This window comes from Streptomyces flavofungini, from assembly GCF_014650815.1.
Lineage (GTDB): Bacteria > Actinomycetota > Actinomycetes > Streptomycetales > Streptomycetaceae > Streptomyces > Streptomyces flavofungini.
The window spans coordinates 378,741-404,150 of record NZ_BMVR01000004.1 but is presented as its reverse complement, the minus strand read 5'-3'; the positions used below and the strand labels follow the sequence as shown (position 1 = coordinate 404,150).

Genomic DNA, 25,410 nt, shown 5'->3' with positions numbered 1-25,410 from the left:
CCGGCCGCGCGGTCCGGCCCACCGCCCGGCCCTCACCCCACCGTCACCGGATGCCGGACCACCGCGTCGAACAGGTACCCCTGCGTGTTGTGGACCGTCGTCGGCGGCTGGGTGCGCCCGGTCGTGTCCGTGGCGCGGGCGAGGAGCGTCGCCGGTCCGGGTGTGCGCGGGCGCCAGTCGGTGGACCAGCGCACCCAGGAGCCGCGCCGGGGTACGTCGTGGAGGCGGGCGCGGTGCCAGGTGGCGCCTTGGTCGGTGCTGACGTCGACGCGGGCGACGGTGCCGCCGCCCGACCAGGAGCGGCCCGTGAGACGGTGCCGCGCCCCGGCTCGGAGCGTCGCGTTCCAAGGGAGCTCGAAGGCCGACTTGAGGGTCTGGCGGGTGAGCGGCGCCGAGCCCTCGGCCGGGTGGTGGGCGCCGAACAGGCGGTAGAAGTCGGTGTTCCAGGGCGAGAGGAGCGGCGCCGTCGAGACCTCGATGTCGCCGACCCATTTGATGGACGCGATGCCGACCCAGGAGGGCACGACGACGCGCACGGGGCGGCCGTGGTCGGGCGGCAGCGGCTCCCCGTTCATCTCGTACGCGAGGAGGACGTCGTCCAGGGCCTTGGCGAGGGGCAGCGGGCGGCGCACCCGGCCGAGGTTCGTGCCGTCCGCCGTGACGTAGTCGTCGTCGAGGCCGCGGGGCATGACGTCCACCGCGCGCCGCGAGAGGCCCGCCCGGCGCAGGACTTCGGCGAGCCGGACCCCGCGCCAGCGTGCCGTGCCGATGGCGCCGAGCGTCCAGGCGGTGCCCGGCACCGGCTGGCCCTGCTGGGTCTGGAAGAGGCTGCGCCCGTTGCCCGCGCACTCCACGAACGCGGTGCGTGTCGTCGACGGCAGCTTCTTGAGTTCGGCGAGCGTGAACTCCCGTGCGCCGCCGGTGAGTCCGTCGCCCCACACGGTGAGTCGCCACGCGGCGGCGGCGAGGCGGGGCGTGGTGGTGTGGTTGCGGACGAAGAAGTGCGAGGCGGGCGTCAGTGGGCCGGTGTCGGCGAGCGCGTCGAAGCGGGTCTCGGCGTTCGTGCCGCGCACGGTGAACACGTCGTCGGGCAGCGGTTTGACGATGCCGGGCGAGGTCGCGGCGTGCGCGCGCGGGGCGTGCCCCACCGCGGGCACGGCGGTCGCGAGGCCCGCGGCGGCGGCGAGCCGCAGCAGGTCGCGGCGGGCCACCCCGTCGGCGCGGGCCTCCCCCGCGATCCACTGCCGCAGCCGGCGGCGGTCGTAGGCGGTTTCGTCGATCGGTTCCAGGGGCGTCATGAGGGCAGCCTTCCGCGGCGGACGTGTCGGTCTTGCGGGTGCGCGAATGCCGTACGGCGTCAGGGACTCGGGCGACGTACGGGACGAGGAGCGACGTACCGAGAGGGAGCGGAGAGGATCAACAACAGCGGTGCGACGGCAGCACACGGGCCCGGCGGGCGCCTAGGGCGGAGCTGCTGCGGCTGAGGATCATGGCGACATGCTACGAGGCCGTGGCGGGGTGCCGCCACGGCCTCGGGGACGCTTCGTGCGGAGCGGCTACGGCGTCGTCGTCGACACGACGTACACCATGGGGTGCTTCGGGTCGGAGCGGTTCACGACGATGTCCTGGGTGGGGGTGGGGTTCTTCATCTCGTGGGTGAGGCCCCACCAGGGCCCGGGATCGGTGAACTCCCAGCCGACGACCCTGCGGTCGCGCCTGCTGATGGTGATGTCGTTCTTCTTCAGCGCGCTGACGCCCTTGCCGGTGCCGGTGGCCCGCAGGAACTTGTCGAGGCCGTCGTTGCTGGTGAGGAACTGGACGTACAGGCGGCTGGTGCGCCAGTTGTTGGTCTCGTAGTAGGCGACCTCTTCGGAGTACGGCGGGATCGGCACGTCGTACAGCCGGCGCTGGACCTTGGAGGGCCAGCCCGCGGTGAGGCCGGTCGCGGAGTACTTCTTCTCCTTGTCGCGGCCGCTGTTGCGGCTCTGGTTCGCGGAGATCAGCAGGTACACGGCGGGTACGCCGATGAGCAGCACGATGATCGTCGCGGTGAGCCAGCGGCGGCGGAGCATGTGGCGGCGGTCCTCCGGGGGACGCCGCTCCCCGTCGCCGGGTCCGGGCGGGCCCGGCAGGTCCGGGGACGAGGGCTGGCGGGGCACGGTCATCGCTACTGGGTTCCCTGGGTGGTGCGGTCGTTGGAGCGGCGGGCCTCGGCGTAGCGCTCGTACCGCTCGTAGCGCTCGACGCGGCGGCGGTTGGCGCGGCGGAACCGGCGGGCGACCAGGCGGGCCAGGTCGGCGGCGCCCACCATGCCCGCCTCGGGGCCGAGCTGGGCGCGGGCGATGCGGGCCTCGGGGCGGTAGCCGCGCCCGGTGAGGTGGCGGCGGAAGGCGTCCCTGGCCGGGCCGATCAGGAGGTCGTCGGCCGCGCTGACGCCGCCGCCGATGACGAAGCAGGACGGGTCGAGGGCGGCGGCGAGGTTGGCGATGCCGACGCCGAGCCACTGGCCGATGTCCTGCAGCAGCTCGACGCACATGGCGTCGCCCTCGCGGGCCAGCTCGGTGATGAGGGGCCCGGTGATGTCGGGGACGTTGCCCTTGACGCGCTCGATGATGCCGTACGCCACTGGGGAGTCCGCGGCGGCCAGCTCGCGGGCCTCGCGGACCAGGGCGTTGCCGGAGCTGTACTGCTCCCAGCAGCCGCGGTTGCCGCACGGGCAGCGGTGGCCGCCGGGCACGACCTGCATATGGCCGAACTCGCCCGCGACGCCGAACTTGCCGCGCTTGACCTGGCCGTCCTCCAGGATCGCGCCGCCGATGCCGGTGCCCAGGGTGATCATGACCAGGTGGTCCTCGCCGCGGGCCGCGCCGAAGCGCCACTCCGCCCACGCGGCGGTGTTCGCGTCGTTGTCGACGAGCACGGGCACCGCGAGGCGGCCGGAGATGCGGTCGCGCAGCGGCTCGTTGCGCCAGGACAGGTGCGGGGCGAACAGGACGCGGTTGCGGTCCGCGTCCACCCAGCCCGCGGCGCCGATGCCGACGGCGTGCACGTCGTGCCGGTCGGACAGGTCAAGGACCAGCTCGACGATGGTGTCCTCGACCACCTTCGGGCTCTTGGACTTGTCCGGCGTCTCCGTGCGCAGCGTCTCCAGGATGTTGCCGTCGGCGTCCACGACGCCCGCCATCACCTTCGTACCGCCGATGTCGATGCCGACGGTGGGGACGCGGGGCGCCGTCAGATGGGATCGGCGCTCACGCGTGCCCACGGTCCGCAGAACGGTGGCTCGGGCGGAGCCGCGGTGCGTGAGGTCGCGGTAGGTGCTCATCGGGCCGATTCTGCCTCACTCTCGCGGGGGCGCGCACAACGGGACCGGGGTGCCGGGGGCACCCCGGTGCCCCTCCGTGGGCTGAGGTGCCCCGCACTTCGGGGCGGGGGAGGTCCGGTTCCCTCAGGGGCGCGGGGAACTGCGCGACCAGCCACGAACAAGCCGCAGACGCGTCTGCTCATGACTCGGCAGCTGCGTCTGCGGCTTTTCTCTGGCTGAGCGCGCAGTTCCCCGCGCCCCTTACGGGGCGCTGTCCCGTTCCAGCTCGTGGCGGAGGTCGTCCAGCTCGGAGCCGCCCGCCATCTGGCGGGTCAATTCGTCGAGGGTGATCTCGTCGCGGGTGTGGCTGCCGGACATCGCACCGCGCTTCAGGAGGACGAAGCGGTTGCCGACCAGGTAGGCGTGGTGCGGGTTGTGGGTGATCAGGACCACACCGAGGCCGGCGTCACGGGCGGCGGCGACGTACTTGAGGACGACGCCGGACTGCTTCACGCCGAGCGCGGCGGTGGGCTCGTCGAGGACGAGGACCTTCGCCCCGAAGTACACGGCGCGGGCGATCGCCACGCACTGGCGCTCACCGCCGGACAGCGTGCCGATGGGCTGGTCCACGTCCCGCAGGTCGATGCCCATGCGCAGGAGCTCGGCGTGCGTGGTCCGGCGCATCAGGTCCACGTCGAGGCGCTTGAACGGGCCGGTGCCCTTCGTCGGCTCGGAGCCGAGGAAGAAGTTCCGCCAGACCGGCATCAGCGGGACGACGGCCAGGTCCTGGTAGACGGTCGCGATGCCGTGGTCCAGGGCCTCGCGGGGGTTGCCGAGGGTGGTCTCCTCGCCCTCGATCGTCAGGGTGCCCGCATCGTGCTTGTGCAGACCCGCGATGATCTTGATGAGGGTGGACTTGCCCGCGCCGTTGTCGCCGAGCACGCAGGAGATCTCCCCAGCGTGCACTTCGAGGGAGACGCCTTCGAGGGCGCGGATGTTGCCGTAGTACTTGCTGACGCCGTCGAGCTTGACCAGGGGGGTGCCCTCGGTCGGCGTCGCCTCGGTGTCGGCAGCGGCCTTGGTCGTCATTTCGTCGCCTCCGCGCGCTTGCGGACCCAGGCGTTCAGCAGGGTCGCGAGGAGCAGCATCGCCCCGAGGAAGAACTTGAACCAGTCCGGGTTCCACTCGGCGTACACGATGCCCTTGCTGGTCATGCCGAAGATCAGGGCGCCGACCGCGGCGCCGACCGCCGAGCCGTAGCCGCCGGTGATCAGACAGCCGCCGATGACGGCCGCGATGATGTAGATCAGCTCGTTGCCGACGCCCTCGCCGGACTGCACGACGTCGTAGTTGAAGAGCAGGTGCTGACCGGAGACCCAGGCGCCGAAGGCGACGCCCATGTACAGGCCGATCTTGGTCCTGCCGACGGGTACGCCGACCGCGCGGGCGGCCTGCTCGCCACCGCCGACCGCGAAGATCCAGTTTCCGGCGCGGGTGCGAAGCAGGATCCAGGTGGCGACCGCGATCATCGCCAGCCACCAGACGATGGTGATCTTGAAGTCGACGTCGCCGATGGTGATCGTCGAGGCGAACACGTCCTTCGCCGACGAGAAGCCCTCCATGTCGGAGATCGACTTGGTGGAGACGGTGTCGCTGATCAGCTTGGTGAAGCCCAGGTTCGCGCCGGTGAGCATCAGGAACGTGCCGAGCGTGATGATGAAGCTCGGCGGGTCCGTGCGGATCAGCATCACGCCGTTGAAGACGCCGATGGCGAGGGTGGCGAGCAGGGACACGCCCACGCCGACCCAGACGTTCGCCGTCATCTGGTAGCTGAACATCGACGAGATCAGCGCGGACGTCGTCACCATGACGCCCGCCGACAGGTCGAACTCACCGCCGATCATCAGCAGCGCCACCGGCACCGCCATGATGCCGATCGTGGAGGCCGCGTACAGGACGGTGGCGAGGCTCGTCGCGCGCAGGAAGCTGTCGGCGACGACGGCGAAGAACAGGAACACCGCCACGGCGCCCACGACCGAGCCCAGCTCGGGCCGGCCGAGGAACTTCTTCAGCGGCGAGGTCTTCAGGAGCCGCTCGTCGGTCACCTTCTCGGGCGACGGTGCGGGTGCAGGTGCGGTCGCGCTCATCGGGTCCCCCGCTTCGCGTATTCCTCCAGCTCGGCGGCCTGGTCCTTGGTGATGATCTGCGGTCCGGTGAGGACCGGCTTGCCGCCGCCGAGCACATCGGCGTTGTACTTGTAGAGCCACAGCAGGTCCACGGCCTCGTACCCCTGGAGGTAGGGCTGCTGGTCGACGGCGAAGCCGAGCGTGCCGGACTTCAGGCCGCCCGCGACCTTCTCGTTGAGGTCGAAGGTGTCGATCTCCGCCTTGCTGCCCGCGCCGTCCTTGGCCTTGACGGCCGTGTCGGCGAAGGGCGCGCCGAGGGTGACCACGGCGTCGATGTCCTTGTCGGCCTGCAGCTTGGCCTCGATGGAGGACTGCACGTCGGGCATGTTGGTGCCCTCGACGTAGAGGTTCTTCAGCTCGCCCTTGAACGTCTTCTTGGCGCCGTCGCAGCGCTGTTCGTGGCCGACGTTGCCCTGCTCGTGCAGGACGCACAGGGCCTTCTTCTTGCCGCGCTTGTTGAGCTCCTCGCCGACGGCCTCGCCCGCGATCGTCTCGTCCTGGCCGATGTGGGTGAGGGCGCCGAACTTCTTGGACTCCGCGGAGCCCGAGTTCACCGTGACGACCGGGATCCCGGCCTTCGTCGCGCGGGCCACCGCGGCCTTCATCGCGTCCGGCTTGGCCAGCGTGACGATGATGCCGTCGACCTTCTTGTCGATGGCGGCGTCCACGAGCTGCGCCTGCTGCTGGGCCTCGTCGTGGTGCGAGTACAGGAACTTGATGTTGTCCTTCACGGCGGCCTGCTTGGCGCCGCTCTGCACGATGTCCCAGAACGTGTCGCCGTCGCCCGAGTGCGTGATCATCGCGACCGTCCAGCGCGGCGTGTTCACCGCGGCCCTGCCCTGTGCCTGCTGCGCCTTGCGGGCGTCCTCGGCGCGCTTGCCGCCGGTGCTGCTGCATCCCGCCAGGGACGCCCCGAGCACCGCCACCAGGACGGCACCCACCGCACGTACTCCAGTCCGAACCCTTGCCACGACGTCGTGCCCTTCTTGCTGTCCAGTGTCTGCTGTGCCTGCGGTGTGCCCGGCCCGGGCCGCATTTGCGTTCGCGGCGCCGTTTTGGTTTGCAGTGCTTGCTGTGCTCTTCGGTGCGGCCGGGCCCGCTGCCCGGACCCGGCCGCCCAAGTATCGGTCACCCGGATCAGCCGTGTGGTCATCGGGTACCGCGGGCGGTGTACTTCTCCAGCTTCGGTACGTCCTTCTTGGTCACGACGGCCGGTCCGGTCAGGACCGGTTTGCCGCCGCCGATCACATTCGCGTTGCTCCGGTAGAGCCACAGCTCGTCGATCGCGAGGTAGCCCTGGAGGTAGGGCTGCTGATCGACGGCGAAGCCGACCTCGTCCGCCTTGAGCCGTTTGACCACTTCGGCGTTGAGGTCGAAGGTGTCGACCTCGGCCTCGCTGTCCGCGTCCTCCTTCGCCTTGACGGACACGGCCGCGATCGGCGCGCCCAGGGTGACGACCGCGTCGGTGTCCTTGGCGGCCTGGAGCTTGGCGCTGACCGAGGACTGGGCGCCGGGCGCGTTGGTGCCGTCGACGTTCAGGTTCTCCACGGTGCCGTCGAAGGTCTTCTTCACACCCGCACAGCGCTGTTCGAGCGAGACGTTGCCCTGTTCGTGGATCACGCACAGCGCCTTCTTCTTGCCGCGCCTGTTGAGTTCCTCGCCGACGGCCTCGCCCGCCACGGACTCGTCCTGCCCGATGTGCCCGAGGGCCCCGAAGCGGGTGGAGAACTCCCCGCCCGAGTTGATCGTGACGACGGGGATACCGGCCGTGCGGGCCTTGCCGAGCACGGCCTTCATCGCCTCCGGCTTGGCGAGCGTGACGATGATCCCGTCGACCTTCTTGTCGATCGCGGTCTGGACGAGTTCCGCCTGGCCCTTGCCCTCCTTGTCGTTGGAGTACAGGAACTCGACGTTGTCCTTCTTGGCGGCCTCCTTGGCGCCGTTCTGGACGATGTCCCAGAAGGTGTCGCCCTCACCGGAGTGCGTCACCATCGCGATCTTCAGGCGCGGGGTCCCGGCAGCCTGGCCACCGGAGTCCCCGGAGTCCTTGCCGTCCTCCGAATCCTTGCCCCCGGAGCCGCTGCACCCTGCCGCGAGTGCGATGACCGCTAGGAGCGTTGCTGCCGTGCGGGCTGTACGCATGAGGGGTCCGCCCTTCTCCCGGCCGCGGATCGCGGCTTCGGCCGCGCTGATGCGGCTTGAGGAGTTCTAACGGCGGGAGCGGGCCAGCGTCAATGACTTTGTCAGAACATTCTTACGGCCGCACCAGAAGTTGGAACTCGAAGGAGTACCGCGAGGCCCGGTAGATGTGCGAGCCGAACTCGACCGCGCGACCGGTGTCGTCGAAGGTCGTGCGCCGCATCGTGAGCAGCGGCGCACCCTCGGGCTCGGCCAGCAGTTCGCCCTCCGCGGCCCCGGCGGCGCGGGCGCCCACGGACTGCCGCGCGCTGTGCAGCGTGATGCCCGCGGCCCGCATCAGCCGGTAGAGGCCGGTGGCCTCCAGGCGCTCGGTGTCGAGCGGGAGCAGTCCGGCAGGGATGTGGTTCTTCAGGTACGCCATGGGCTCGCCGTGCGCGAGGCGCAGCCGCTCGACCAGGTGCACGTCGCTTCCCTCGGCGACCCCGAGGGCGGCGGCGGTCTCGGCGGTCGCGGGCTCCAGGACGTTGCGCAGGACCCGGGTCTCGGGCCGCTGTCCGGCCGCCTCCAGGTCGTCGTAGAGGCTGCTGAGCTCCAGCGGGCGCTTGACCTGGCTGTGCACGACCTGGGTGCCGACGCCCCGGCGGCGCACCAGCAGGCCCTTGTCGACGAGCGACTGGATGGCCTGGCGGACGGTGGGCCGGGACAGGCCGAGGCGGCCGGCCAGGTCGATCTCGTTGCCGAGGAGGCTGCCGGGGGTCAGGGCGCCGCGCTCGATCGCCGCCTCCAGTTGCTGCGCCAGCTGGAAGTACAGCGGGACCGGGCTGCTGCGGTCGACTCCGAGGTGCAGGGCCACCGTGGGGTCCACGGCCGGTTTGGCGGCTTTGGCTGCTGCTGGTTCGGTCACGGGGTGAGCGTAGTCCGGGGAGATGATGACGGGAAGTTCGGAAGTTCTGTTGTCAGGACAAACCATTGACAGGAGCGCGGGTGCCTCGCGAAGGTGTGCCCATGCGCATCGGACTGATCGGAACGGGACGTATCGGCACCTTCCACTCGGCGGCCCTGGTCGGCCATGCGGGGGTGGACTCGCTCGTCGTCGCGGACGTGGACGCCGCCCGCGCGGCGGACCTCGCGGCCCGGGTGGGGGCGGAGGCGGCGCCTTCGGTGGACGCGTTGTTCGCGGGTACGGAGGGTGGCTCGGCCGCGGGCACGGCGGCGTCCGGCGTGGACGCCCTGGTCATCACGGCGGCGACCTCGGCACACGCGGAGCTGATCGGCAGGGCGGCGCGGGCGGGTCTGCCGGTGTTCTGCGAGAAGCCCATCGCCCTGGACCTGCCCGGCACCCTCGCCGCGCTCGCGGAGGTCGAGGCGGCGGGCACCGTGCTCCAGCTCGGCTTCCAGCGGCGCTTCGACGCCGGGTACACGGCGGCCCGCGAGGCGGTGCGGGCGGGACGGCTCGGACGGCTGCACACGGTGCGGGCCATGACGTCGGACCCGGCGCCGCCGCCCGCCGCGTATCTGCCGCTCTCCGGCGGCCTGTACCGCGACTGCCTGGTGCACGACTTCGACATCCTGCGCTGGGTCACCGGCCGCGAGGTGGTCGAGGTGTACGCCACCGGATCCGACGCCGGACCCGCGATGTTCCGCGAGGCGGGCGACGTCGACACGGCGGCGGTGCTGCTCACCCTTGACGACGGCACGCTGGCCACGGCCACGGCGACGCGCTGCAACGGCGCGGGCTACGACGTACGGATGGAACTCGCGGGCGAGGCCGACCAGGTGGCGGTCGGCCTGCACGACCGCACCCCGCTGACCTCCGCCGAGCCGGACGGCCCGCCCGCCCCCGACAAGCCGTGGCCCGGCTTCCTCGAGCGCTTCGCGCCCGCGTACGAGGCGGAGCTGGCCGCGTTCGTGGAGGTCGTGCGCGGCGAGCGGGCCAACCCGTGCGACGGCCGCGAGGCGCTGCACGCGCTGCGGATCGCGGAGGCGTGCGAGCGGTCGCGGGCGGAGCGGCGGCCGGTGCCGCTGGCGGAGATCGACGGGGGCTGAGGGCGCGGGCGCGGCGGCGGCCCGGTCGGGGCGGCCGCGGCCGCTGCTCGGGGGCTCGGCGCGACGCGGCTCAGGTGGCAGCGGTGCGGACCGTGCCCTGGGCCAGCGCGCACAGCGACTCCGCGCCGCCGTCGTCCACGGCGAACACATCGCAGCGGACGACGGCCTGACGGCGGGTCGCGTGCGCGACCGTCGCGCGGGCCACCAGCCTGACGCCGGCCGCGGGCCGTACGAACTGGACGGTGAAGCCGGACGTCAGGACCGCGGGGCCGAGCGCGGTCCCGGCCGCGAACGTGATGCTGTTGTCCGCCGCGTACGCCAGCACGCCGCCGTGCACGAAGCCGTTCTGCTGCAGGAGTTCGGGCCGTACGGGGATCTCCAGCGTGGCCGCGCCGTCCCCGAAGGCGGTGACCTCGGCGGCCACGAGGCGGCTGAAGGGCTGGGCGTCCAGGGTCTTCCGGGCGAGGTCGAGGTCGAGCGCGGGCGCGGCGGAGCCGTCATGATCCGTCATGGACGACGTTCTACCAGCGCACGTGCGGGTGCCGCAGCCCCCGCAGCAAGGCCCCCCGCGAGATCCCCCGCGACCAGGTGGCCGTCCGCGCCTGCCTCAGACGTCGTTGAGGAGGCCCGCGTCATGGACGAGGAGCGCGATCTGGACACGGTTGTTGAGGTCGAGCTTGGTGAGGACGCGGGAGACGTGGGCCTTCACGGTGGCCACGCTCAGATACAGCTCGGCGGCGATGTCCGCGTTGGACGCCCCCTTGCCCACGGCGACGGCGACCTCCCGCTCCCGGTCGCCGAGCGCGTCGAGCCGGTCGAGGGCGCGGCGCCGCCGGTCGAGTTCGGGCCCGCCCCCGGCCACCTGCGAGATCAACTGCTGCGTCACGGTGGGCGAGAGCACCGGCTCGCCCGCGGCCACCGCCCGCACCGCCGCGACGATCTCGGCGGGCGCGGTGTCCTTGAGGACGAACCCGGCGGCCCCGGCGCGCAGCGCCCGCAGCACCTGCTCGTCGGCGTGGAAGGTGGTGAGCACGACGACCTCGGGGGCGTCGGGCCGCTTGCGCAGGGCCTCGGTGGCGGCGAGGCCGTCCATCGTGGGCATCCGGATGTCCATCAGGACGACGTCGGGCCGGACCTCGGCGACGAGCGCGGCGACCTCGCTGCCGTCGCCCGCCTCCCCCACGATCTCGATGTCGTCGGCGCCGCCGAGCATGAAGGAAAGACCGGCGCGGACCAGCGGGTCGTCGTCGACGAGCAGCAGCCTGATGGGTTTCATGGGCCTACCGTAACCAGCGTCGCGGGCCCGCCCGGCCCGCCCCGGCCCGGTCATGCGGGGAGCCTGAGGCGCAGCGGACCGCACCCGATGCGGTCGGCCTCGGCGGCGACGTAGCGCGGCATGAGCCTGCGGATGTCCGCGGCCCGGTCGCCGTCGTCGGAACGGATCAGGAAGGTGACGTCGCCGGTCTGGCAGGAGGCCTGGTACAGGGCCATGTCCTCGCGCAGGAAGCCGCGTCCCCGCGTCGCGTCCTTGGTGTCGCCGACGGCGGTGATCCGCCGTGCGCCCTCGAACGAGAGCCCGTGGAAGAGGTCCGCGAGCCGGGGGTTCTCGACCGTCATCAGGCGCAGCCGGGGATGGCCGAACATGACGTCCCGGTCGCAGGTCCGCACCGGGCCGCCGCTCCTGCTCACCAGCGGTCGGTCGTAGCGGCTGCTCTCGTCGGAGCCGGGCAGCCGCAGTCCCTTGATGCCGCAGACCGCGTCGCGCTTCTCGTCGCTGAACCGCGCGGGGGCGGCGAGCCGGTCGGTGGGGTCGGTGAGTTCGCTGTCGCACCCCTGGTCGTCCATGTAGTGGTTGACGAGCTTGACGACGGCGCGGGCGAGCCGGGCGCGTTCGTCGGGGTCGACTTCGTCGTCGTACACCGTCCAGCCCGCCTCCATGTCGACGACGAGCGGGCCGTCCCGCTCGCTCGCGCGGCCGATGCAGCCCTCCGGTACCGCGAGCCACGCGCGCGTGTCCGACACCATGCCGAGCAGACCGCCGCCCAGGGGCGTCATCCGCGCGGACAGGTACTCGTCGGCCCACACGTCGCGGGCGCCGCCGAACCGGGTGTCGAGCCGGTGCAGTTGGGCGCGGACCCGGTGGCCGCGCGGCGAGCGCAGCTCGCAGCGGCCGGAGGGGCCGTCCGAGGAGATGCGGTCGTAGCCGATGTCCAGCTGGGAGTACTCGATGTCCCGCTTGCCGTGGAACAGGTCCGCGACGTCGTCCTCGTTGAGGGCGCCCCAGCACGCCCGCTCCCGCTCGAACGGCCCCGCCTCGGCCTGCCAGGCCACGACGGTCCCGCCGAGCAGCGCCCCCGCGAGCGCCGCGGCGACGGCGCGCCGCCGGTGGCCGCGGGTGAGGCGGCGCAGGCTGCGCCAGTGCCACCAGGGGGGCGGGGCGGCGGCGATGGCGGCCGCGAGGACGCCGAGGGGCTTGGCGTCCGGGGCGGGACTCGCGTCGCCGTCGGGCCCGGCCGGGCCCGGGGCGTCCTGGCCCTTCGCCGGACCGGCGCCGTCCGCGGCGCTCCCCGCACCCCCGGCACCCTCGGCCGCGCCTTCCGCCTTCTCCACGTCCTTCTCCGCGCCCTCCTCGACGCCCTTCTGCGCGCCCTCCTCCACGTCCTTCTTCTCTACGTCCTTCGCCGCCTTCTCCACGTCCTTCTTCTCCACGTCCTTCTCCGCGTCGCTCATCGACGGCTCCCCTCCGCGTCGGTGGCCGGCGCGACGGGCGCGCAGCCGAGGCGCCGCGCCACCGCGTTGGTGAACGTGGCGAAGTAGTCGGACGTGGCCCCCGTCGGCGTACCGAGCAGCAGGAACGCCGTCGGGCGCCCCGCGCACCCGGCGCGGACGAGCCGCTGGTCGGAGCCGAAGACCCCGGTGCCGCGCCAGCCCTTCGCGGGCGCCCGGGTCCCGGTCGCGCCGTCGAGGAGCGCCGTGAGCCGGGGCTGACGCACCATCACGGCGTCGAACAGCGGCTGGTCCTCGCGCTCGCCGAGCCGGAGGGAGCGCCCGATCCGCGCCGAGCAGGACTGCAGGTCCTGGTCGACCGCGCCGACCTGGTACACCAGGCGCATCGCGGTCTCCTTGGTGAGGTCGGCGCTGACGTCGAGGCCGGGGATGCGGCAGACGGGGCCGCGGGAGAAGGTCTCCGCGCGCTCCGGCAGTTCGGGCACCGCCGAGCGGACGCGCAGCGGCTCGCCGTCGGCGCAACCGACGGCCTTCATCCCCTTGTTGGCGGCGGCGACGAGGAGTTCGGCGACGGCCTGGGAGCCGCCGAGGTCGGGGCTCTCGGGCACGCGGTCGTCGGCGTCCACCTCCTCGTGGGCGTCGAGGGTGACGGCGGTCGGGCGTCCGTCGCGGGTGTCGCAGCGCTCGGGCAGGACGAGGATGCCGTGGTGGCCGTCGGCGGCGCCGGGCAGGCCGCCCGGCAGGGGCATGGCGCGGTCGGCGAGATAGCCGCCGAGCCAGGCCACGCGCTTGGCGGCGGGCTCGGGCGCCGGGCCGTAGCGCACCCGGACCGTGGTGTGCTGCCGCTCCGTGTCGCCGTCGCCGTACGTGTGGCTGGAGCTGACGGTGAGTCGGCACTCGCCGCGCGGCGCGCCGGGCGTGGGCGCGTCGCCCGTGGACGTCCGGCTGCGGCCGTCGTCGCCGTCGAAGCCCTCGTCGCCGAGGATGCCGGGCCCGCTGTCCTGCTCCCAGGCGCCCCAGCAGTACTGGTCCCGGCCGTCGAAGGGCCAGGTGTCCGTGGCCCAGGTGCCGAGGCCGCCCGCGAGCAGCGCGACGACGAGACCGGTGGCGACACCGCCGCGCCGGGTCCGGACGAACCTCCGTACGCGGGCGAGCCGTTGGGCGTCCGCGCCCCGCGGCCGATCCGCCCCGCTGCCGACCGATATGTCCTCTGGGGCGTCCCCCGGCGCACCGCCGGACGACCCCACTGGGCGCTCCCCCGTCACGATCTTCGACCTCCGCCTCTGCGTGTGTGGCGGCTGATCGTACAGAAGGTGTGCGGAAGCGAAGACACCAGGTCGTCAGGTCCACGACAGCCCGGCCGTGCGACCCCGGAGCAGCGGACAGCCGGGCCGCCGCCCCCAGGGCACCCACGCCCTCACGCCCAGGGCAGCCACGCCTCGACCGCGAAGCTCCCGCCGGGACCGCCCCCGTGGGTGAGCCGTCCGCCCGCGAGCGCGGCGCGTTCGGTGAGGCCGATGAGGCCCTGGCCGGAGCCGGGCACCTGCGGCACCTCGCCGGGGGGCGCCGGATTGCGGACGGACAGGGTGAGGCCCTCGCCGGGCACGCCCGCGACGACGACGGTGACCTCGGCGCCGGGCGCGTGCTTGCGGGCGTTGGTGAGGCCTTCCTGGGCGATGCGGTACGCGGTGCGGCCGATCGCGGCGGGCACCGACTCCGGTGCGGGGACGCGCAGGTCGAGGACGACCTTCATGCCGGCCTCGCGGGACTCGGCGACGAGCGTGTCGAGGGCGGCGAGGGTGGGCTGCGGCCGCCCCGAGGCGTCCGCGTCGCCGCCGCGCAGGACGCCGATGACCTGCCGCAGGTCCTGCAGCGCCTCGTGCGAGCTCTCCCGGATGACCCCGGCCGCGCGGGCGATCTCCTCGCGGGGCGCGTCGGGCCGGAACTCCAGGGCGCCCGCGTGCACGCTGAGCAGGGTGAGCCGGTGGGCGAGGACGTCGTGCATCTCGCGGGCGATGGCCTCGCGGGCGAGCTGCTGGGCCTGCTCGGCGCGCAGCGCGGCCTCGTTCTCGGCGCGCCGGGCGCGGTCGCGCAGGGCGAGCAGGAGCTGGCGCCGGGAGCGCACGAACATGCCCCAGGCGACGGTGGTCGCGGCGAACAGCGAGGTCAGCACGATCGAGAGGACGTAGGGCAGATCCGGGTCGGGCCGCCACCAGTAGAAGGGCACCATCAGCACCACGGCGGCGCCGACGAGCCAGGCGGAGTACTTCCAGGGCCGGTGCACGGCGAGCGTGAAGTAGGCGACGAGGGCGGCGCCGCCCGCGGTGTTGGACAGCAGGCTGACGGCGACCATCGTGACGGCGAACCCCACCGGCCAGCGCCTGCGCAGCCACACCCCGGCGCAGGCGAGCGCGCCGAGCAGATGGTCGAGCGCGGCCCAGCCCTCGGAGACGGTGGGGTTGTGCTGCACCTCGTCGCTGATGACCAGGCCCAGGAAGACGGCGATCAGGAAGCAGGCGAAGTCGACCAGCCAGTCGCGCACGGTCCGCTTGTGCCGCCCGGTCCTGCCGGTGGCCCGGTCCGGGTCGAGCTCGGCGGCGACCGCCGACGGCAGGAACCACTGTCTGCGGGCCACGGGCTCCGCCCCGGTCCCGACGTCTGCGGTGCCCGCGGGCTGCGTACGACTCTTCACACTCGACAAATCTACGCACCGCTCGGCGCCCGGCCCGGTCCCCGGACGTGATCATCGACGAAAGTCGGCACGTCCGAGACTTTGGGCGAACCGGCCGGGCGGCGGGCAGCGCCTTGCGACGGACGAGGCCTCGCCCCGTGGCCGATGTGCGTGCGGGGCCGCGGGACGAGGCTGTCGTGCCATGAAACAGCTGCTGGAGTTTCTCGGTGTGATCCTGTTGATCCAGGGCGCGGTGGGCCTGTTGAACGAGCTCACCGGCTGGCTGGGCGACTGGGGCGCGGTACAGCACCTCGCCTTCGTCGACGGCTACGAGATGTATCTGAGCATCGCGCTGATCGTGCTCGCGTGCGCGCTGTTCGCCGCGGCGGAGAGCCGCAGGTTCGGCTGAGCCGGGCCCCGGACGGGGTCAGCAGCCGTGGTCGACGAGGTCGAACGAGCGGTAGTGGTCGGCGGTGTAGTAGTCCTCCTGCTGGGACTCACCGGTGACGATGCGGCGCGCGCCCCGGTTCGGGGAGCCCGGCGTCTTGACGGTGTACTCGTGGTAGTAGCCGTTGTTCTGCTTCGGCAGGATGCCTTCCCGGTTCTGGAAGACGGTGCCGTCCTGCGGGTACGGGTAGGGGCCGCCCTTGTCGATCAGCTTGAGCGTGTCGTGCGCCTGGGACGGCAGGGCGGAGTAGCAGATCTCGCCGACGGCGGCGGCCGAGAACCCGGCGGGCGCGACGGCGACGGCCCGGTGGGGGGCCGCGGCGTTCGCGGTGCCGGTGACGGAGCCGCCGACGAGCAGCGCGGCGGCGAGGGCAGTGACACTGAGGATCCGTGGGGGGATTCGCATGCACCCAGGATGACGCGCGTAGAGGTTGATGTGTCAACGTCAAGTGCAGCGAATTTTCCGGAAGTTAACCGCCTCCCCGGACTTCTCACGTTCACCCGGGCCCCGGCACACCGTCTTCGCGCGCAAACCCCCCGGTTCGACCGAGTTGGCCGCAATCCCCGCACTTCGCACTAGTAACTCCCGTACTCCGGGCGGCCGTCGCGCTCGTACGTGTGGATGGCGACGCCCTTGGACGTCGTACGCGCGCCGGTGTGCCGGAACGCGGTCGGCAGGCCGCCGTCCGCGAAGAGGCGCTTGCCGGTGCCGAGGGCCACGGGGAACGTCAGCAGGTGCAGCGTGTCGATCAGGTCGTGCCGCAGGAGGGACTGCGCGAGGCCCGCGCTGCCGTGCAGTTGGAGTTCGCGGCCCGGCTGCTCCTTGAGGGCGGTGACGTCCTTGACCAGGTCCTCGCGGCCGATGAGCTGCGCGCCCTGCCAGTCGGCGGCGGTCAGCGTGGTGCTGGCGACGTGCTTCGGCAGGGCGTTCAAACGGGAGGCGATGGGGTCGGCGGGGTCGGTGTGCCGCGGCCAGTACGAGGCGAAGATGTCGTACGTCCTGCGCCCCAGCAGGAAGGCGTCCGCCCGGTCGAAGACCTCCGTGACGAACCGGAGGAAGTCCTCGTCCCCGTAGGGAAACGACCAGCCGCCGTGCGTGAAGCCGCCGCTGGTGTCCTCCTCCGGGCCGCCCGGGGCCTGGATGACGCCGTCGAGGGTGAGGAACTGGGTGAGCGTGAGCTTCATGGTTCGGCCTCTCCGGGAGCGGCGCCGCGTCCGCGGTGCCGTGGTTTTCCCTGTCTCACCCACTCAGACCGCCGCCCGCGCCGGAAGTCATCGCCGCCCCCGGATTCCCCGTCCGTTTACCGCCAGCCGTGCCCCGCGCCCACGGCTTTCATTGAACTCACAAGCACTTCGCACCAACAAACACGAAGAGGTACGGACATGTCTTCTCGCACCGGAAATCTCGCCGGAGATCCGGCCGCACAGCCGACCGGCAAGCTGACCGGCAAGACGGCTCTGGTCACCGGTGGCAGCCGCGGTATCGGCGCGGCGACGGCCCTGCGGCTCGCCCAGGAGGGCGCCGACGTGGCCATCACCTACGTCCAGGGCGAGGACGCCGCCCGCGAGGTCGTCGCCAAGATCGAGTCGATGGGGCGGCGCGGGTTCGCGATCCGGGCCGACGCGGGCGACGCCGGGGACGCCGCGGGCGCCGTCGAGCGGGCCGCCGACGACCTCGGCCGCCTCGACATCCTCGTCAACAACGCCGGGGCGGGGGTGCTCGGGCCCGTCGCGGACCTCGGCCTCGGCGATGTCGACCGGGTGCTCGCCGTGAACGTCCGCGGGACCTTCCTCGCCTCCCAGGCCGCGGCCGGGCGGATGGGGCGCGGTGGGCGCATCGTGTCCATCGGCACCTGCATGGTGCAGCACGTGCCCGGCCCCGGCGGCACGTTGTACGCCACCAGCAAGGCCGCGCTCATCGGGCTCACCAAGTCGTTCGCCCGCGAGCTGGGTGAGCGGGGCATCACCGTGAACCTCGTCCACCCCGGGCCCATCGACACCGACATGAACCCGGCGGCCGGGCCGTACGCCTCGGCGCAGGCCGCGGGCACGGCCCTCGGACGCTACGGCTCCGCCGGGGAGGTGGCGTCCGCCGTGGCCTACCTGGCCGGGGAGGAGGCGTCCTACGTGACCGGGGCGGAGTGGTCGGTGGACGGGGGGCATGCGGCGTAGTCGGCCCTGCCGGGGGGGCTCCCCCCGCTGTCGGCGCTCCGCGCCTCGTCCTCAAACGCCGGACAGGCTATCTATAGCCCCTCCGGCGTTTGAGGAGCGGGGTCTGGGGCGGAGCCCCAGTTTCGGGAAGGGGCGGGACTGGGGAATGCCCCGCAGGGAACCGGACCTCAGCCCCCGAGCTCCCGGTACCGCGCCGCCAAAGCATCCGCGCCGGCGGAGGTCGGCGCCCCGTACAGCCGGAGCCGCGAGATCCCCCCGTCCGGGAAGATGTCGACACGGGCATGCGTCCCGACAGCAGCGGCGGCCAGCGTGAAGCGGTGGTTGGTGTCCGGCTGAAGGCGAGTGCGGGGCAGGACCTCGACCCACTCGCCGGAGGCGCCGTCGCGGACGGACACGGAGGCCCACCCCGCGGAATTGCCCTTGAGATAGGCGGTGTCGATCTCAAGGGCCCGGATCTCGGACTGCGCGGCAAGCCGGTACTGGATCCAGTCGTGGCCCCGGTCCCGACGCCGCCGCGTCTCCCACCCGTCGTCCATCTTCCGGGACCGCCCGGGCTGAATGGTGTTGGTGGCGGGCGAGTAGAACCGGTCGGAGGCGTCCTCGACCTGCCCCCCGTTTTCGAGGGCGACGACGTCGAAGGTGCCGAGGGCGCCGAGCCAGGCGGGGTCGGCGACGACTTCGCCGTACACGCGCAGGCGGGCGATGCCCCCGTCGGGGTGCTGGTTGACGCGGAGGTGGGTGAACCGCTGGGGCACGTCGACGGCGAACCCGTTGGCGGCGTGGCCGCCGACGGGGGTGCGGGCCACGAGGGTGGTCCACTTGACGTCGTCGGAGAGGAGCTCGGCAGGCGTGGGCGAGCCTTCGATGTTGGCGCCCTGGACGGACACGGCCTGCGGATAGTTGCCGCGGAAGTGGGCGGTGTCGACGACGATGCCGTGGATGACGCCGGGCGCGCCGAGCCGGACGAGCGCCCAGTCGTGGTCGTCCTCGGTGGGCCAGGGATGCTCGGCGGCGGCGCCGCGCCGCCGCCGGGTCTCCCAGCCGTCCATGATCTTGCCCTTGTGGCCGAAGTGCTCGGGGTCGAACTCGGCGTCGTTCGGCAGCAGCAGGTTCTCGCGCATGGCGAAGAACTCGTCGTTGGCGGCGATGACACCGGCCCCGAGCTGGCGGTCCGCGAGGTTGGCGTACTGGGTGAAGGGGAAGTCGGCGGTGCGGTAGTCGGCGTAGGGCTCGCCGCCGCCGTAGGGGTTCGCGTCGCCGGTGAAGCGGGGGATCGGTGTCGCCGTCACGGTGATCAGTTCTTCCTTTCCAGAAGTCGGCCCGTCGGCGGGGTGAACTCGCCGTCGGACACGATGCGTTGGCCGCGCAGCCAGGTGGACTTCACGACACCGCTGAGGGTCTTGCCCGCGTAGGCGGTGACGCGGTTGCGGTGCTGGAGGCGCGCGGGGTCCACGGTGAAGGTCTCGTCGGGCGCGAGGACGGTGAAGTCGGCGTCGCGGCCGGCTTCGATGGCGCCCTTGCGGTCCAGGCCGACCAGTTCGGCCGTACGCGTCGACATCCAGCGCACGACGTCCTCCAGGCCGTACCCGCGCGTCCGGGCCGCCGTCCACACGGCGGGCAGGCTCAGCTGGAGGCCGGAGATGCCGCCCCAGGCGGTGGCGAAGTCGGCGGTCTTGAGGTCGGCGGTGGACGGGGAGTGGTCGGTCACGACGCAGTCGATGGTGCCGTCGGCGAGCGCCTGCCACAGCAGGTCCTGGTTGGCGGCCTCGCGGATCGGCGGGCAGCACTTGAACTCACTGGCCCCGTCCGGGACTTCCTCGGCCGTGAGGGTGAGGTAGTGCGGGCAGGTCTCGACGGTGAGCCGGACGCCCTCGCGCTTGGCGGCGGCGATCAGGGGCAGCGCGTCGGAGGAGGACAGGTGCAGGATGTGGATGCGGGCACCGATGCGCTTCGCGACGGCGATGAGGCCCTCGATCGCGGTGTCCTCGCTGACGCGCGGGCGGGAGTGCAGGAAGTCCGTGTAGCGCGGGCCGCTCTTGGCGGGGGCCGCGGCCAGCTCGTGCGGGTCCTCGGCGTGCACGATGAGCAGTCCGCCGAATCCGGCGATCTCCCCCATGGACACGGCGAGTTGATCCTTCGTCAGCTCCGGGAACTCGTCGACGCCGGACGGCGAGAGGAAGCACTTGAAGCCGAACACGCCCGCGTCGTGCAGGGGCCGCAGGTCCTTGACGTTGTCGGGCAGCGCGCCGCCCCAGAAGCCGACGTCGATGTGCGCCTTGGCGGCGGCGACTTCCTTCTTCGTACGGAGGTTCGCGACCGACGTCGTCGGCGGCAGGGAGTTGAGCGGCATGTCCACGAGGGTGGTGATGCCACCGGCGGCCGCGGCGCGGGTGGCCGTCCAGAAGCCCTCCCACTCGGTGCGGCCCGGGTCGTTGACGTGGACGTGGGTGTCGACGAGGCCGGGCAGCAGCGCGTCGTCGCCGAAGTCCTCGACGCGGGCGTGCGTCGACACGGCGGCGTCGTACGCGCGCACCGCCACGATCGTGCCGTCCGAGACGACGACGGACGCGGCCCGCGTCCCTTCCGGGGTGATGACGCGCGTCGAGCGCAGCACCAGTTCCTCGCCGGACACCGCGGCCCCTCTCTGTTCGCCGGTACGTCGCCGCCGGCCTTCCGGCCAGCGGAATTCAACGTTCTGTTGAAGAAGTCTTCGCCTCGGACCCTGATCCGTCAAGGGCCTATACGTTTCCACAAAGTGGAATTAGAATTCCGCAGACCAGAACGTAGCTATCTACAACGCGGACCGTCAAGGGCCGCCTCCGCCCGCCCCGAAGACCGGACAAACGCCCACTGACCGGCACTGACGTGACGGCCGCACCGGGGCTGTCCGGGAAAGTGCCCGGTAGGCTGCTGCCTTGCCTGCCCTCCCGTAAGGCCCCGAAAGGAACGCGCCGTGCCGACGTCTAGCGCCAGCACCACCGACGCCGCGAAGTCCCCCGCGAGCGGAGGCGTGCAGTCCCTCGAGCGCGCCTTCGACCTGCTCGAGCGCATGGCGGACGCGGGGGGCGAGGTCGGCCTCAGCGAGCTGTCCGCCAGCAGCGGTTTGCCGCTGCCGACGATCCACCGGCTGATGCGTACGCTCGTCGCCTGCGGATACGTCCGCCAGCAGCCCAACCGCCGCTACGCCCTCGGGCCGCGCCTCATCCGCCTCGGCGAGTCCGCGTCCCGGCTCCTCGGCACCTGGGCCCGGCCCTATCTCGCCCGCCTCGTCGAGGAGACCGGCGAGACCGCGAACATGGCGCTGCTCGACGGGGACGAGATCGTGTACGTCGCCCAGGTGCCGTCCAAGCACTCCATGCGCATGTTCACCGAGGTGGGGCGGCGGGTGCTGCCCCACTCCACCGGTGTCGGCAAGGCGCTCCTCGCGCACACCCCGCCCGAGGAGGTGCGTGCCCTCCTCGCCCGGACCGGCATGCCCGCCGCCACCGAGAAGACCATCACCACCCCCGACGGGTTCCTCGACGCCCTCGAAGAGGTGCGGCGTGCGGGGTACGCCGTCGACGACAACGAGCAGGAGATCGGGGTGCGGTGCCTCGCCGTGTCCGTGCCCGACTCCCCCACGGCGGCGGCCATCTCCATCTCCGGCCCGGCGGGCCGCGTCACCGAGGACGCCACGGAGAAGATCGTCCCCGTCCTCCAACAGGTCGCGGCCGAACTCTCCGAGGCCTTGGCCACGTCCACACCGTCGGCCTGACCGGCCGGGCCCTCGCGGGGCGCCCCAGTCCCGCCCCTTCTCCGAAACCGGGGCTCCGCCCCTGGCCCCCGGGGGGGGCGGGTGTCCCCTTCGGGTGGGACAGCCGCCGCCGATCGGCTTGCGGCCTCGTCCTCAAACGCCGGACGGGTTGAAATGTGCCGGGCTGTTGCCCCGCAGAGGCACAGCCGGGGCGGGCGGGTGGGAAGAAGCCCGTCCGGCGTTTGAGGACGAGGCGCGGAGCGCCGATCGGGGGAGGACCGGCCCACCCACAGGGACGTCAACGCCACCCGCGCCCCGAGGGCCCAAGCGCTCGCCGCAACCCCCGCACCACCATCACCGCACCCCCCGCATGCCCGTCCACGTACCGCCGCACCCGCCCGCGCCCCCACCGCCGCCCGCCCCGAGCCCCGATCACCAACAGATCCTCCGGCCGGGAGGCCACGGCGCACAGGACCGGTCCGGCGGGCCCCCGCACCACACGCCGCTCCACCGCACCCCCCACCGGCACCCCGGCGAACACCGACGCGAACGCGGCGTCCAACCGCTCCCAGGCGACCAGCTCCCAGTGCCGAGCCCAGTCGGGGTCGGGCCACCGCGCGTACAGGGCCTCACCCTCGGGCGGCTCCCACGCGAGGACGACGACGAGCCGCCGCCCGCCCCACCGCGCCTCCCGCGCCGCCGCCCGCAGCGCGGCAAGGCTGGCCCGTGACCCGTCGGGACCGCTGACCCCGACGACAACCCGCCCTTCCGTCCCCGGCCGCGTCTCCGTCCTCATGTCCGCCACCTCTTCGCTCTCCGTGCCGTGCCACAGGAAGCCACATCCGGGCCACATTGCCCCCCGAGCTCCCCGTCACCACGGAGTCTGTACGCTGATTGGCCTGGCCAGCAGGGCCAATAGCAAGGAGTTGGCATGGCAGAAGCACGCGCAGCCGTCCCTTCCGTGGACCGCCGTCTCGGCGGTACGCAACTGGCGGCCCTGGTGACCGGCGCAGCCGGGGAGCGCCCGGGCTACCGAGCGCTGGCGCACGCCGTCCGCACCCTCCTCCTGGACGGCCGGGTCCCCCTGCACACCCGCCTCCCCGCGGAACGCGAACTCGCCTCGGCACTGGGTGTCAGCCGCGCCACGGTCACCGCGGCGTACGACCTGCTGCGCGAGAGCGGCTTCGCGGCCAGTCGCCGGGGTGCGAGCACGTGGACGGAGCTGCCGGAGGGGCGGCGCCCGGCGAGCGTGGCCGCGTTCGCGGTGGGCGCGCCGGGCGAGGGCGTCCTGGACCTCGCGGTGGCCGCGCCCGCGGCCCCGGCGGCGGGCCTCGGCGAGGCGGTGGCGGCGGCCGCCGCGCTGCTGCCCGCGCACGCGCCGACCTCGGGCTACCACCCGTACGGGCTGCCGGAGTTGAGGGCGGCGGTGGCGGAGCGGTACACGCGGCGCGGGCTGCCGACGCTGCCGGACCAGATCCTCGTCACGACGGGCGCCCAGCAGGCGATCTCCCTCGTCCTCGCGCTCCTGGGACGGCCGGGCGACCGGGCGTTGGTGGAGAACCCCTCGTACCCGAACGCCCTGGACGCCATCCGCCGCGCGGGCCTGCGCCCGGCGCCGGTGCCGGTCACGGACGCGGGCTGGGACACGGCCCTGGTCGAGTCGACGCTGCGGCAGACCGCGCCGCGCATCGCCTATCTCGTACCGGACTTCCAGAACCCGACGGGCGCCCTGATGCCGCGTGAGCAGCGGGTCCGGATCCTGGATACGGCGCGCGCCACGGGCACGTGGCTGCTGATCGACGAGACGATCGCCGACATCGCCCTCGATGTGCCGCCGCCCGCGCCGTTCGCCGCGCTCGCGCCGCACGGGGTGGCCGAACAGGTCGTGACGGTGGGCTCGTTGAGCAAGTCGTACTGGGGCGGCCTGCGGATCGGCTGGGTGCGGGCGGGGTCGCGGCTCATCACGGAGCTGACCACGGCGCGGATCCCGGCGGACATGGCGACGCCGGTGCTGGACCAGTTGGTGGCGGCGCAGTTGCTGCCGGGGCTCGACGAGGTGCTGCGCGAGCGCCGTGCGGGGCTGCGGGAGTCCCGGGCCGCGCTCGCCGCCGCGCTCGGCCGTCACCTGCCGGACTGGCGCTGGCAGTTGCCGCCGGGCGGCCTGTCCCTCTGGGTCGACCTGGGCGCGCCCATCGCCTCGTCCCTGGCGCGGTCCGCGCTCGGCCACGGCGTCCGCGTCGAGGGCGGCTCGCGCTTCGGCGCCGACCCGGGCACCCACGAGCACCGGCTGCGGCTCCCGTTCACCCTGGCACCGGACCGGTACGAGGACGCGGCCACCCGCCTGGCCGCCGCGCTCAGCGGCGCCGGCCCGCGCCCGCTGGGCGCGGAGCCGGATCGCATGGACTGGGTGGCGTGACGCGGCACCGGGCCCGGACGGGCGACGTCACGGCACAGAGCCCTGGCAGCCCCGCGACAGCCAAGGCCCCTCGCGGGGGGGGGCGGCGTGACGGCGTGGGACGCGGCTCCGTGGGCGGAACGCGGCGGGACCCGGCTGGGGGAACGGGGCACCGCCGCGTTCAGCACACGGCTCAAGCACACGGCTCAGCGCACGCGTCGACGCACGAGAGCCACCGCATCAGCTGGGATGCGGCGGCTCTCCGAACAGTTCGACCGCTCCTCTGACGCCCGTGAGGGCACCGGTCAGGGCGCTGACCGAGCCGATCGAGCTGGCGACGAGCAGCAGGGAGCGGCGCAGCCTGCGGGCCTCGGGTGCGCCCGTCGCGGCCATGGCGGCAAGGGCCGCTAACTCGTCCTCCGCTATCGCCCGGTCCGGGAACTCGCCCGGGTACGCGGCGAGTTCGCGGCGCAGCCGGGACACGGCCGCCCGCAGTTCCGTCACCCGCGGATCCTCGAAGTTTCCCCTCACCGCTCTCTGCCCAACGCTCCGCAACACAGCTCTCCCCCTCGCACTTCGTTGTGCGCCTGTACGCGCGCGGGCCCGGGCGGACCCGCCGCGGCGGCCGGACACCGGAGGGGCGCGGGCGGGTGGGGCCACACCGCGACGCGGGCGTCACTTTCGGCCACGCCCCCGGCCGGAACAGGGTCCCCAGAACCCATGCGGTAAGCAAGAGTCATGACCGAATCACTGTCACCTTCCGCCCCCGCCGTCTCCGCCGAGGTCGTCGGCCTGCTGCTGGCCGCGGGTGGTGGACGGCGCCTCGGCGGATGCCCGAAGGCCCTTTTGGAGCATCGGGGCGAGCTGTTCGTGGAGCGGGCGGCACGGGCGCTGCGGGACGGCGGCTGCACCCGCGTGCACGTGGTGCTCGGGGCCACCGCCGATGTCGTACGGGAGCGGGCGGACCTGCCCGGGTGCGTCCTGGTGGACAACCCGGACTGGCGCGAGGGCATGGGGTCCTCGCTGCGGGCGGGCCTCGCCTCGCTGCGCGGGACCGGGGCGGGGGCGGCCCTGGTGTGCCTGGTGGACCAGCCGGGCATCGGTGCGGCGGCGGTGGCCCGGGTGCGGGCGGCGTACCGGTCCCCGGCGACGCTCGCGGCGGCGGCGTACGCGGGCGAGCGCGGCCACCCGGTGCTGTTCGGCGCCGACCACTGGGACGGCATCGCGGCGAGCGCCACGGGCGACCGGGGTGCCCGCGCCTACCTCAAGGAGCACACGGCCACGGTCGTGGCCGTCGAGTGCGGGGACGTGGCCGAGCCGTCCGACGTCGACACGTTCTCCGATCTGGAGCGCCTGGAGTGAGCCCGTTCGCCGACTTGGAGCGGGTCAGGCGAGCTGATCCACTGGGAGTGACGGGCATGGCACTCAGCGCCATGTTCTGTCGACGAGAAGAATCTCGACATCAACAATCCATTGAACTTCCACCATAAGGAAACTAGTATCCACTGCTCAGAAGCGCCCGACCCGGTGGCGGGCGCCCGCAGCCGTATCCCGACCCCGCGGCACTGAGTGCCGTGACGACCGGCCCGG

At 73.0% G+C, this 25,410-nt stretch carries 25 protein-coding genes; 6 read left to right on the top strand and 19 right to left on the bottom strand.

The window, feature by feature from the left end; all coding sequences use genetic code 11:
- Positions 1-32 precede the first annotated feature (32 nt).
- The 8 genes from IE274_RS12060 to IE274_RS12025 all read right to left on the bottom strand — a co-directional run bounded on the left by IE274_RS12060 (position 33) and on the right by IE274_RS12025 (position 8,494).
- Positions 33-1,298: a sulfite oxidase gene (locus IE274_RS12060; protein ID WP_190115658.1), complete on the bottom strand. Its 1,266-nt coding sequence runs from the start codon at positions 1,296-1,298 to the stop codon at positions 33-35.
- 258 nt (positions 1,299-1,556) lie between these two features.
- Positions 1,557-2,165, bottom strand: coding sequence for a sugar kinase (locus IE274_RS12055; RefSeq protein WP_229909477.1), 609 nt, complete (start codon positions 2,163-2,165; stop codon positions 1,557-1,559).
- A 2-nt stretch (positions 2,166-2,167) separates the two neighbouring features.
- On the bottom strand, positions 2,168-3,325 hold the full coding sequence (locus IE274_RS12050) for an ROK family glucokinase (protein ID WP_190115657.1): 1,158 nt from the start codon (positions 3,323-3,325) through the stop codon (positions 2,168-2,170).
- Positions 3,326-3,565: 240 nt separating this feature from the next.
- On the bottom strand, positions 3,566-4,393 hold the full coding sequence (locus tag IE274_RS12045; protein WP_190115656.1) for an ATP-binding cassette domain-containing protein: 828 nt from the start codon (positions 4,391-4,393) through the stop codon (positions 3,566-3,568).
- Complete coding sequence (locus IE274_RS12040; protein ID WP_190115655.1) at positions 4,390-5,451, bottom strand: ABC transporter permease; 1,062 nt, start codon at positions 5,449-5,451, stop codon at positions 4,390-4,392. Before IE274_RS12040 ends, IE274_RS12045 begins: the two co-directional genes overlap by 4 nt.
- Positions 5,448-6,461, bottom strand: a complete 1,014-nt coding sequence (locus IE274_RS12035; protein WP_443732139.1) for a sugar ABC transporter substrate-binding protein — start codon at positions 6,459-6,461, stop codon at positions 5,448-5,450. Before IE274_RS12035 ends, IE274_RS12040 begins: the two co-directional genes overlap by 4 nt.
- Positions 6,462-6,639: 178 nt before the next feature.
- Positions 6,640-7,632, bottom strand: a complete 993-nt coding sequence (locus IE274_RS12030) for a sugar ABC transporter substrate-binding protein (RefSeq protein ID WP_190115653.1) — start codon at positions 7,630-7,632, stop codon at positions 6,640-6,642.
- A gap of 112 nt (positions 7,633-7,744) precedes the next feature.
- On the bottom strand, positions 7,745-8,494 hold the full coding sequence (locus IE274_RS12025; protein ID WP_307822147.1) for a GntR family transcriptional regulator: 750 nt from the start codon (positions 8,492-8,494) through the stop codon (positions 7,745-7,747).
- Positions 8,495-8,634: 140 nt separating this feature from the next.
- On the opposite strand from IE274_RS12025, the gene IE274_RS12020 reads away from it, so the two are divergent.
- Entirely contained in the window at positions 8,635-9,675 is a 1,041-nt protein-coding gene (locus IE274_RS12020) for a Gfo/Idh/MocA family protein (RefSeq protein ID WP_190115652.1), read from the top strand.
- A gap of 70 nt (positions 9,676-9,745) precedes the next feature.
- On the opposite strand, the gene IE274_RS12015 is transcribed toward IE274_RS12020, so the two are convergent.
- The 5 genes from IE274_RS12015 to IE274_RS11995 all read right to left on the bottom strand — a co-directional run bounded on the left by IE274_RS12015 (position 9,746) and on the right by IE274_RS11995 (position 15,094).
- The gene (locus IE274_RS12015; RefSeq protein ID WP_190115651.1) at positions 9,746-10,186 is read right to left on the bottom strand and encodes a PaaI family thioesterase; all 441 of its coding nucleotides are present in this window, start codon (positions 10,184-10,186) and stop codon (positions 9,746-9,748) included.
- 96 nt (positions 10,187-10,282) lie between these two features.
- Complete coding sequence (locus IE274_RS12010) at positions 10,283-10,951, bottom strand: response regulator (protein ID WP_190115650.1); 669 nt, start codon at positions 10,949-10,951, stop codon at positions 10,283-10,285.
- A gap of 50 nt (positions 10,952-11,001) precedes the next feature.
- Positions 11,002-12,405, bottom strand: coding sequence for a molybdopterin-binding domain-containing protein (locus IE274_RS12005; RefSeq protein ID WP_190115649.1), 1,404 nt, complete (start codon positions 12,403-12,405; stop codon positions 11,002-11,004).
- The gene (locus tag IE274_RS12000; RefSeq protein WP_229909476.1) at positions 12,402-13,649 is read right to left on the bottom strand and encodes a hypothetical protein; all 1,248 of its coding nucleotides are present in this window, start codon (positions 13,647-13,649) and stop codon (positions 12,402-12,404) included. The genes IE274_RS12005 and IE274_RS12000 overlap by 4 nt, the downstream gene beginning before the upstream one ends.
- Positions 13,650-13,819: 170 nt before the next feature.
- A complete protein-coding gene (locus IE274_RS11995; protein WP_229909475.1) occupies positions 13,820-15,094 on the bottom strand; it encodes a sensor histidine kinase in 1,275 nt (424 codons plus the stop codon).
- 181 nt (positions 15,095-15,275) lie between these two features.
- Between IE274_RS11995 and IE274_RS11990 the strand changes: the two genes are divergently transcribed.
- On the top strand, positions 15,276-15,482 hold the full coding sequence (locus IE274_RS11990; protein WP_190115648.1) for a hypothetical protein: 207 nt from the start codon (positions 15,276-15,278) through the stop codon (positions 15,480-15,482).
- Positions 15,483-15,500: 18 nt separating this feature from the next.
- Here IE274_RS11990 and IE274_RS11985 read toward each other — a convergent pair whose 3' ends face one another.
- Together IE274_RS11985 and IE274_RS11980 are read right to left on the bottom strand one after the other, a co-directional pair.
- Positions 15,501-15,926: a guanyl-specific ribonuclease gene (locus tag IE274_RS11985; RefSeq protein ID WP_190115647.1), complete on the bottom strand. Its 426-nt coding sequence runs from the start codon at positions 15,924-15,926 to the stop codon at positions 15,501-15,503.
- A 170-nt stretch (positions 15,927-16,096) separates the two neighbouring features.
- Positions 16,097-16,705 (bottom strand): dihydrofolate reductase family protein, encoded by a 609-nt coding sequence (locus tag IE274_RS11980; RefSeq protein ID WP_190115646.1) that lies wholly within the window; start codon positions 16,703-16,705, stop codon positions 16,097-16,099.
- A 198-nt stretch (positions 16,706-16,903) separates the two neighbouring features.
- Between IE274_RS11980 and IE274_RS11975 the strand changes: the two genes are divergently transcribed.
- Positions 16,904-17,692 carry an SDR family oxidoreductase gene (locus tag IE274_RS11975; RefSeq protein ID WP_229909474.1) on the top strand — a complete coding sequence of 263 codons (789 nt, stop codon included), beginning with the start codon at positions 16,904-16,906 and terminating at the stop codon, positions 17,690-17,692.
- 167 nt (positions 17,693-17,859) lie between these two features.
- On the opposite strand, the gene alc is transcribed toward IE274_RS11975, so the two are convergent.
- Complete coding sequence (gene alc, locus IE274_RS11970; RefSeq protein WP_190115645.1) at positions 17,860-18,981, bottom strand: allantoicase; 1,122 nt, start codon at positions 18,979-18,981, stop codon at positions 17,860-17,862.
- 5 nt (positions 18,982-18,986) lie between these two features.
- A complete protein-coding gene (allB, locus tag IE274_RS11965) occupies positions 18,987-20,324 on the bottom strand; it encodes an allantoinase AllB (protein ID WP_190115644.1) in 1,338 nt (445 codons plus the stop codon).
- Positions 20,325-20,645: 321 nt separating this feature from the next.
- Here allB and IE274_RS11960 point away from each other — a divergent pair, with 321 nt between their 5' ends.
- A complete protein-coding gene (locus IE274_RS11960) occupies positions 20,646-21,446 on the top strand; it encodes an IclR family transcriptional regulator (RefSeq protein WP_190115643.1) in 801 nt (266 codons plus the stop codon).
- 277 nt (positions 21,447-21,723) lie between these two features.
- Here the strand turns inward: IE274_RS11960 and IE274_RS11955 are convergent, their stop codons facing one another.
- Complete coding sequence (locus tag IE274_RS11955) at positions 21,724-22,221, bottom strand: universal stress protein (protein ID WP_190115642.1); 498 nt, start codon at positions 22,219-22,221, stop codon at positions 21,724-21,726.
- A 135-nt stretch (positions 22,222-22,356) separates the two neighbouring features.
- On the opposite strand from IE274_RS11955, the gene yczR reads away from it, so the two are divergent.
- Positions 22,357-23,841, top strand: coding sequence for a MocR-like transcription factor YczR (gene yczR, locus IE274_RS11950; protein ID WP_190115641.1), 1,485 nt, complete (start codon positions 22,357-22,359; stop codon positions 23,839-23,841).
- A 219-nt stretch (positions 23,842-24,060) separates the two neighbouring features.
- Here the strand turns inward: yczR and IE274_RS11945 are convergent, their stop codons facing one another.
- Positions 24,061-24,378: a DUF5955 family protein gene (locus IE274_RS11945; protein WP_190115640.1), complete on the bottom strand. Its 318-nt coding sequence runs from the start codon at positions 24,376-24,378 to the stop codon at positions 24,061-24,063.
- A 180-nt stretch (positions 24,379-24,558) separates the two neighbouring features.
- On the opposite strand from IE274_RS11945, the gene IE274_RS11940 reads away from it, so the two are divergent.
- The gene (locus IE274_RS11940; RefSeq protein WP_190115639.1) at positions 24,559-25,182 is read left to right on the top strand and encodes a nucleotidyltransferase family protein; all 624 of its coding nucleotides are present in this window, start codon (positions 24,559-24,561) and stop codon (positions 25,180-25,182) included.
- Positions 25,183-25,410: the final 228 nt, after the last annotated feature.

Excerpts from the sequence above, each read along its gene's own strand:
- IE274_RS12060 (WP_190115658.1), bottom strand. The coding sequence starts at position 1,298 with ATGACGCCCCTGGAACCGATCGACGAAACCGCCTACGACCGCCGCCGG.
- IE274_RS12055 (WP_229909477.1), bottom strand. The coding sequence starts at position 2,165 with ATGACCGTGCCCCGCCAGCCCTCGTCCCCGGACCTGCCGGGCCCGCCC.
- IE274_RS12050 (WP_190115657.1), bottom strand. The coding sequence starts at position 3,325 with ATGAGCACCTACCGCGACCTCACGCACCGCGGCTCCGCCCGAGCCACC.
- IE274_RS12045 (WP_190115656.1), bottom strand. The coding sequence starts at position 4,393 with ATGACGACCAAGGCCGCTGCCGACACCGAGGCGACGCCGACCGAGGGC.
- IE274_RS12040 (WP_190115655.1), bottom strand. The coding sequence starts at position 5,451 with ATGAGCGCGACCGCACCTGCACCCGCACCGTCGCCCGAGAAGGTGACC.
- IE274_RS12030 (WP_190115653.1), bottom strand. The coding sequence starts at position 7,632 with ATGCGTACAGCCCGCACGGCAGCAACGCTCCTAGCGGTCATCGCACTC.
- IE274_RS12020 (WP_190115652.1), top strand. The coding sequence starts at position 8,635 with ATGCGCATCGGACTGATCGGAACGGGACGTATCGGCACCTTCCACTCG.
- IE274_RS12015 (WP_190115651.1), bottom strand. The coding sequence starts at position 10,186 with ATGACGGATCATGACGGCTCCGCCGCGCCCGCGCTCGACCTCGACCTC.
- IE274_RS12010 (WP_190115650.1), bottom strand. The coding sequence starts at position 10,951 with ATGAAACCCATCAGGCTGCTGCTCGTCGACGACGACCCGCTGGTCCGC.
- IE274_RS12005 (WP_190115649.1), bottom strand. The coding sequence starts at position 12,405 with ATGAGCGACGCGGAGAAGGACGTGGAGAAGAAGGACGTGGAGAAGGCG.
- IE274_RS11990 (WP_190115648.1), top strand. The coding sequence starts at position 15,276 with ATGAAACAGCTGCTGGAGTTTCTCGGTGTGATCCTGTTGATCCAGGGC.
- IE274_RS11985 (WP_190115647.1), bottom strand. The coding sequence starts at position 15,926 with ATGCGAATCCCCCCACGGATCCTCAGTGTCACTGCCCTCGCCGCCGCG.
- IE274_RS11980 (WP_190115646.1), bottom strand. The coding sequence starts at position 16,705 with ATGAAGCTCACGCTCACCCAGTTCCTCACCCTCGACGGCGTCATCCAG.
- IE274_RS11975 (WP_229909474.1), top strand. The coding sequence starts at position 16,904 with ATGTCTTCTCGCACCGGAAATCTCGCCGGAGATCCGGCCGCACAGCCG.
- IE274_RS11955 (WP_190115642.1), bottom strand. The coding sequence starts at position 22,221 with ATGAGGACGGAGACGCGGCCGGGGACGGAAGGGCGGGTTGTCGTCGGG.
- yczR (WP_190115641.1), top strand. The coding sequence starts at position 22,357 with ATGGCAGAAGCACGCGCAGCCGTCCCTTCCGTGGACCGCCGTCTCGGC.
- IE274_RS11940 (WP_190115639.1), top strand. The coding sequence starts at position 24,559 with ATGACCGAATCACTGTCACCTTCCGCCCCCGCCGTCTCCGCCGAGGTC.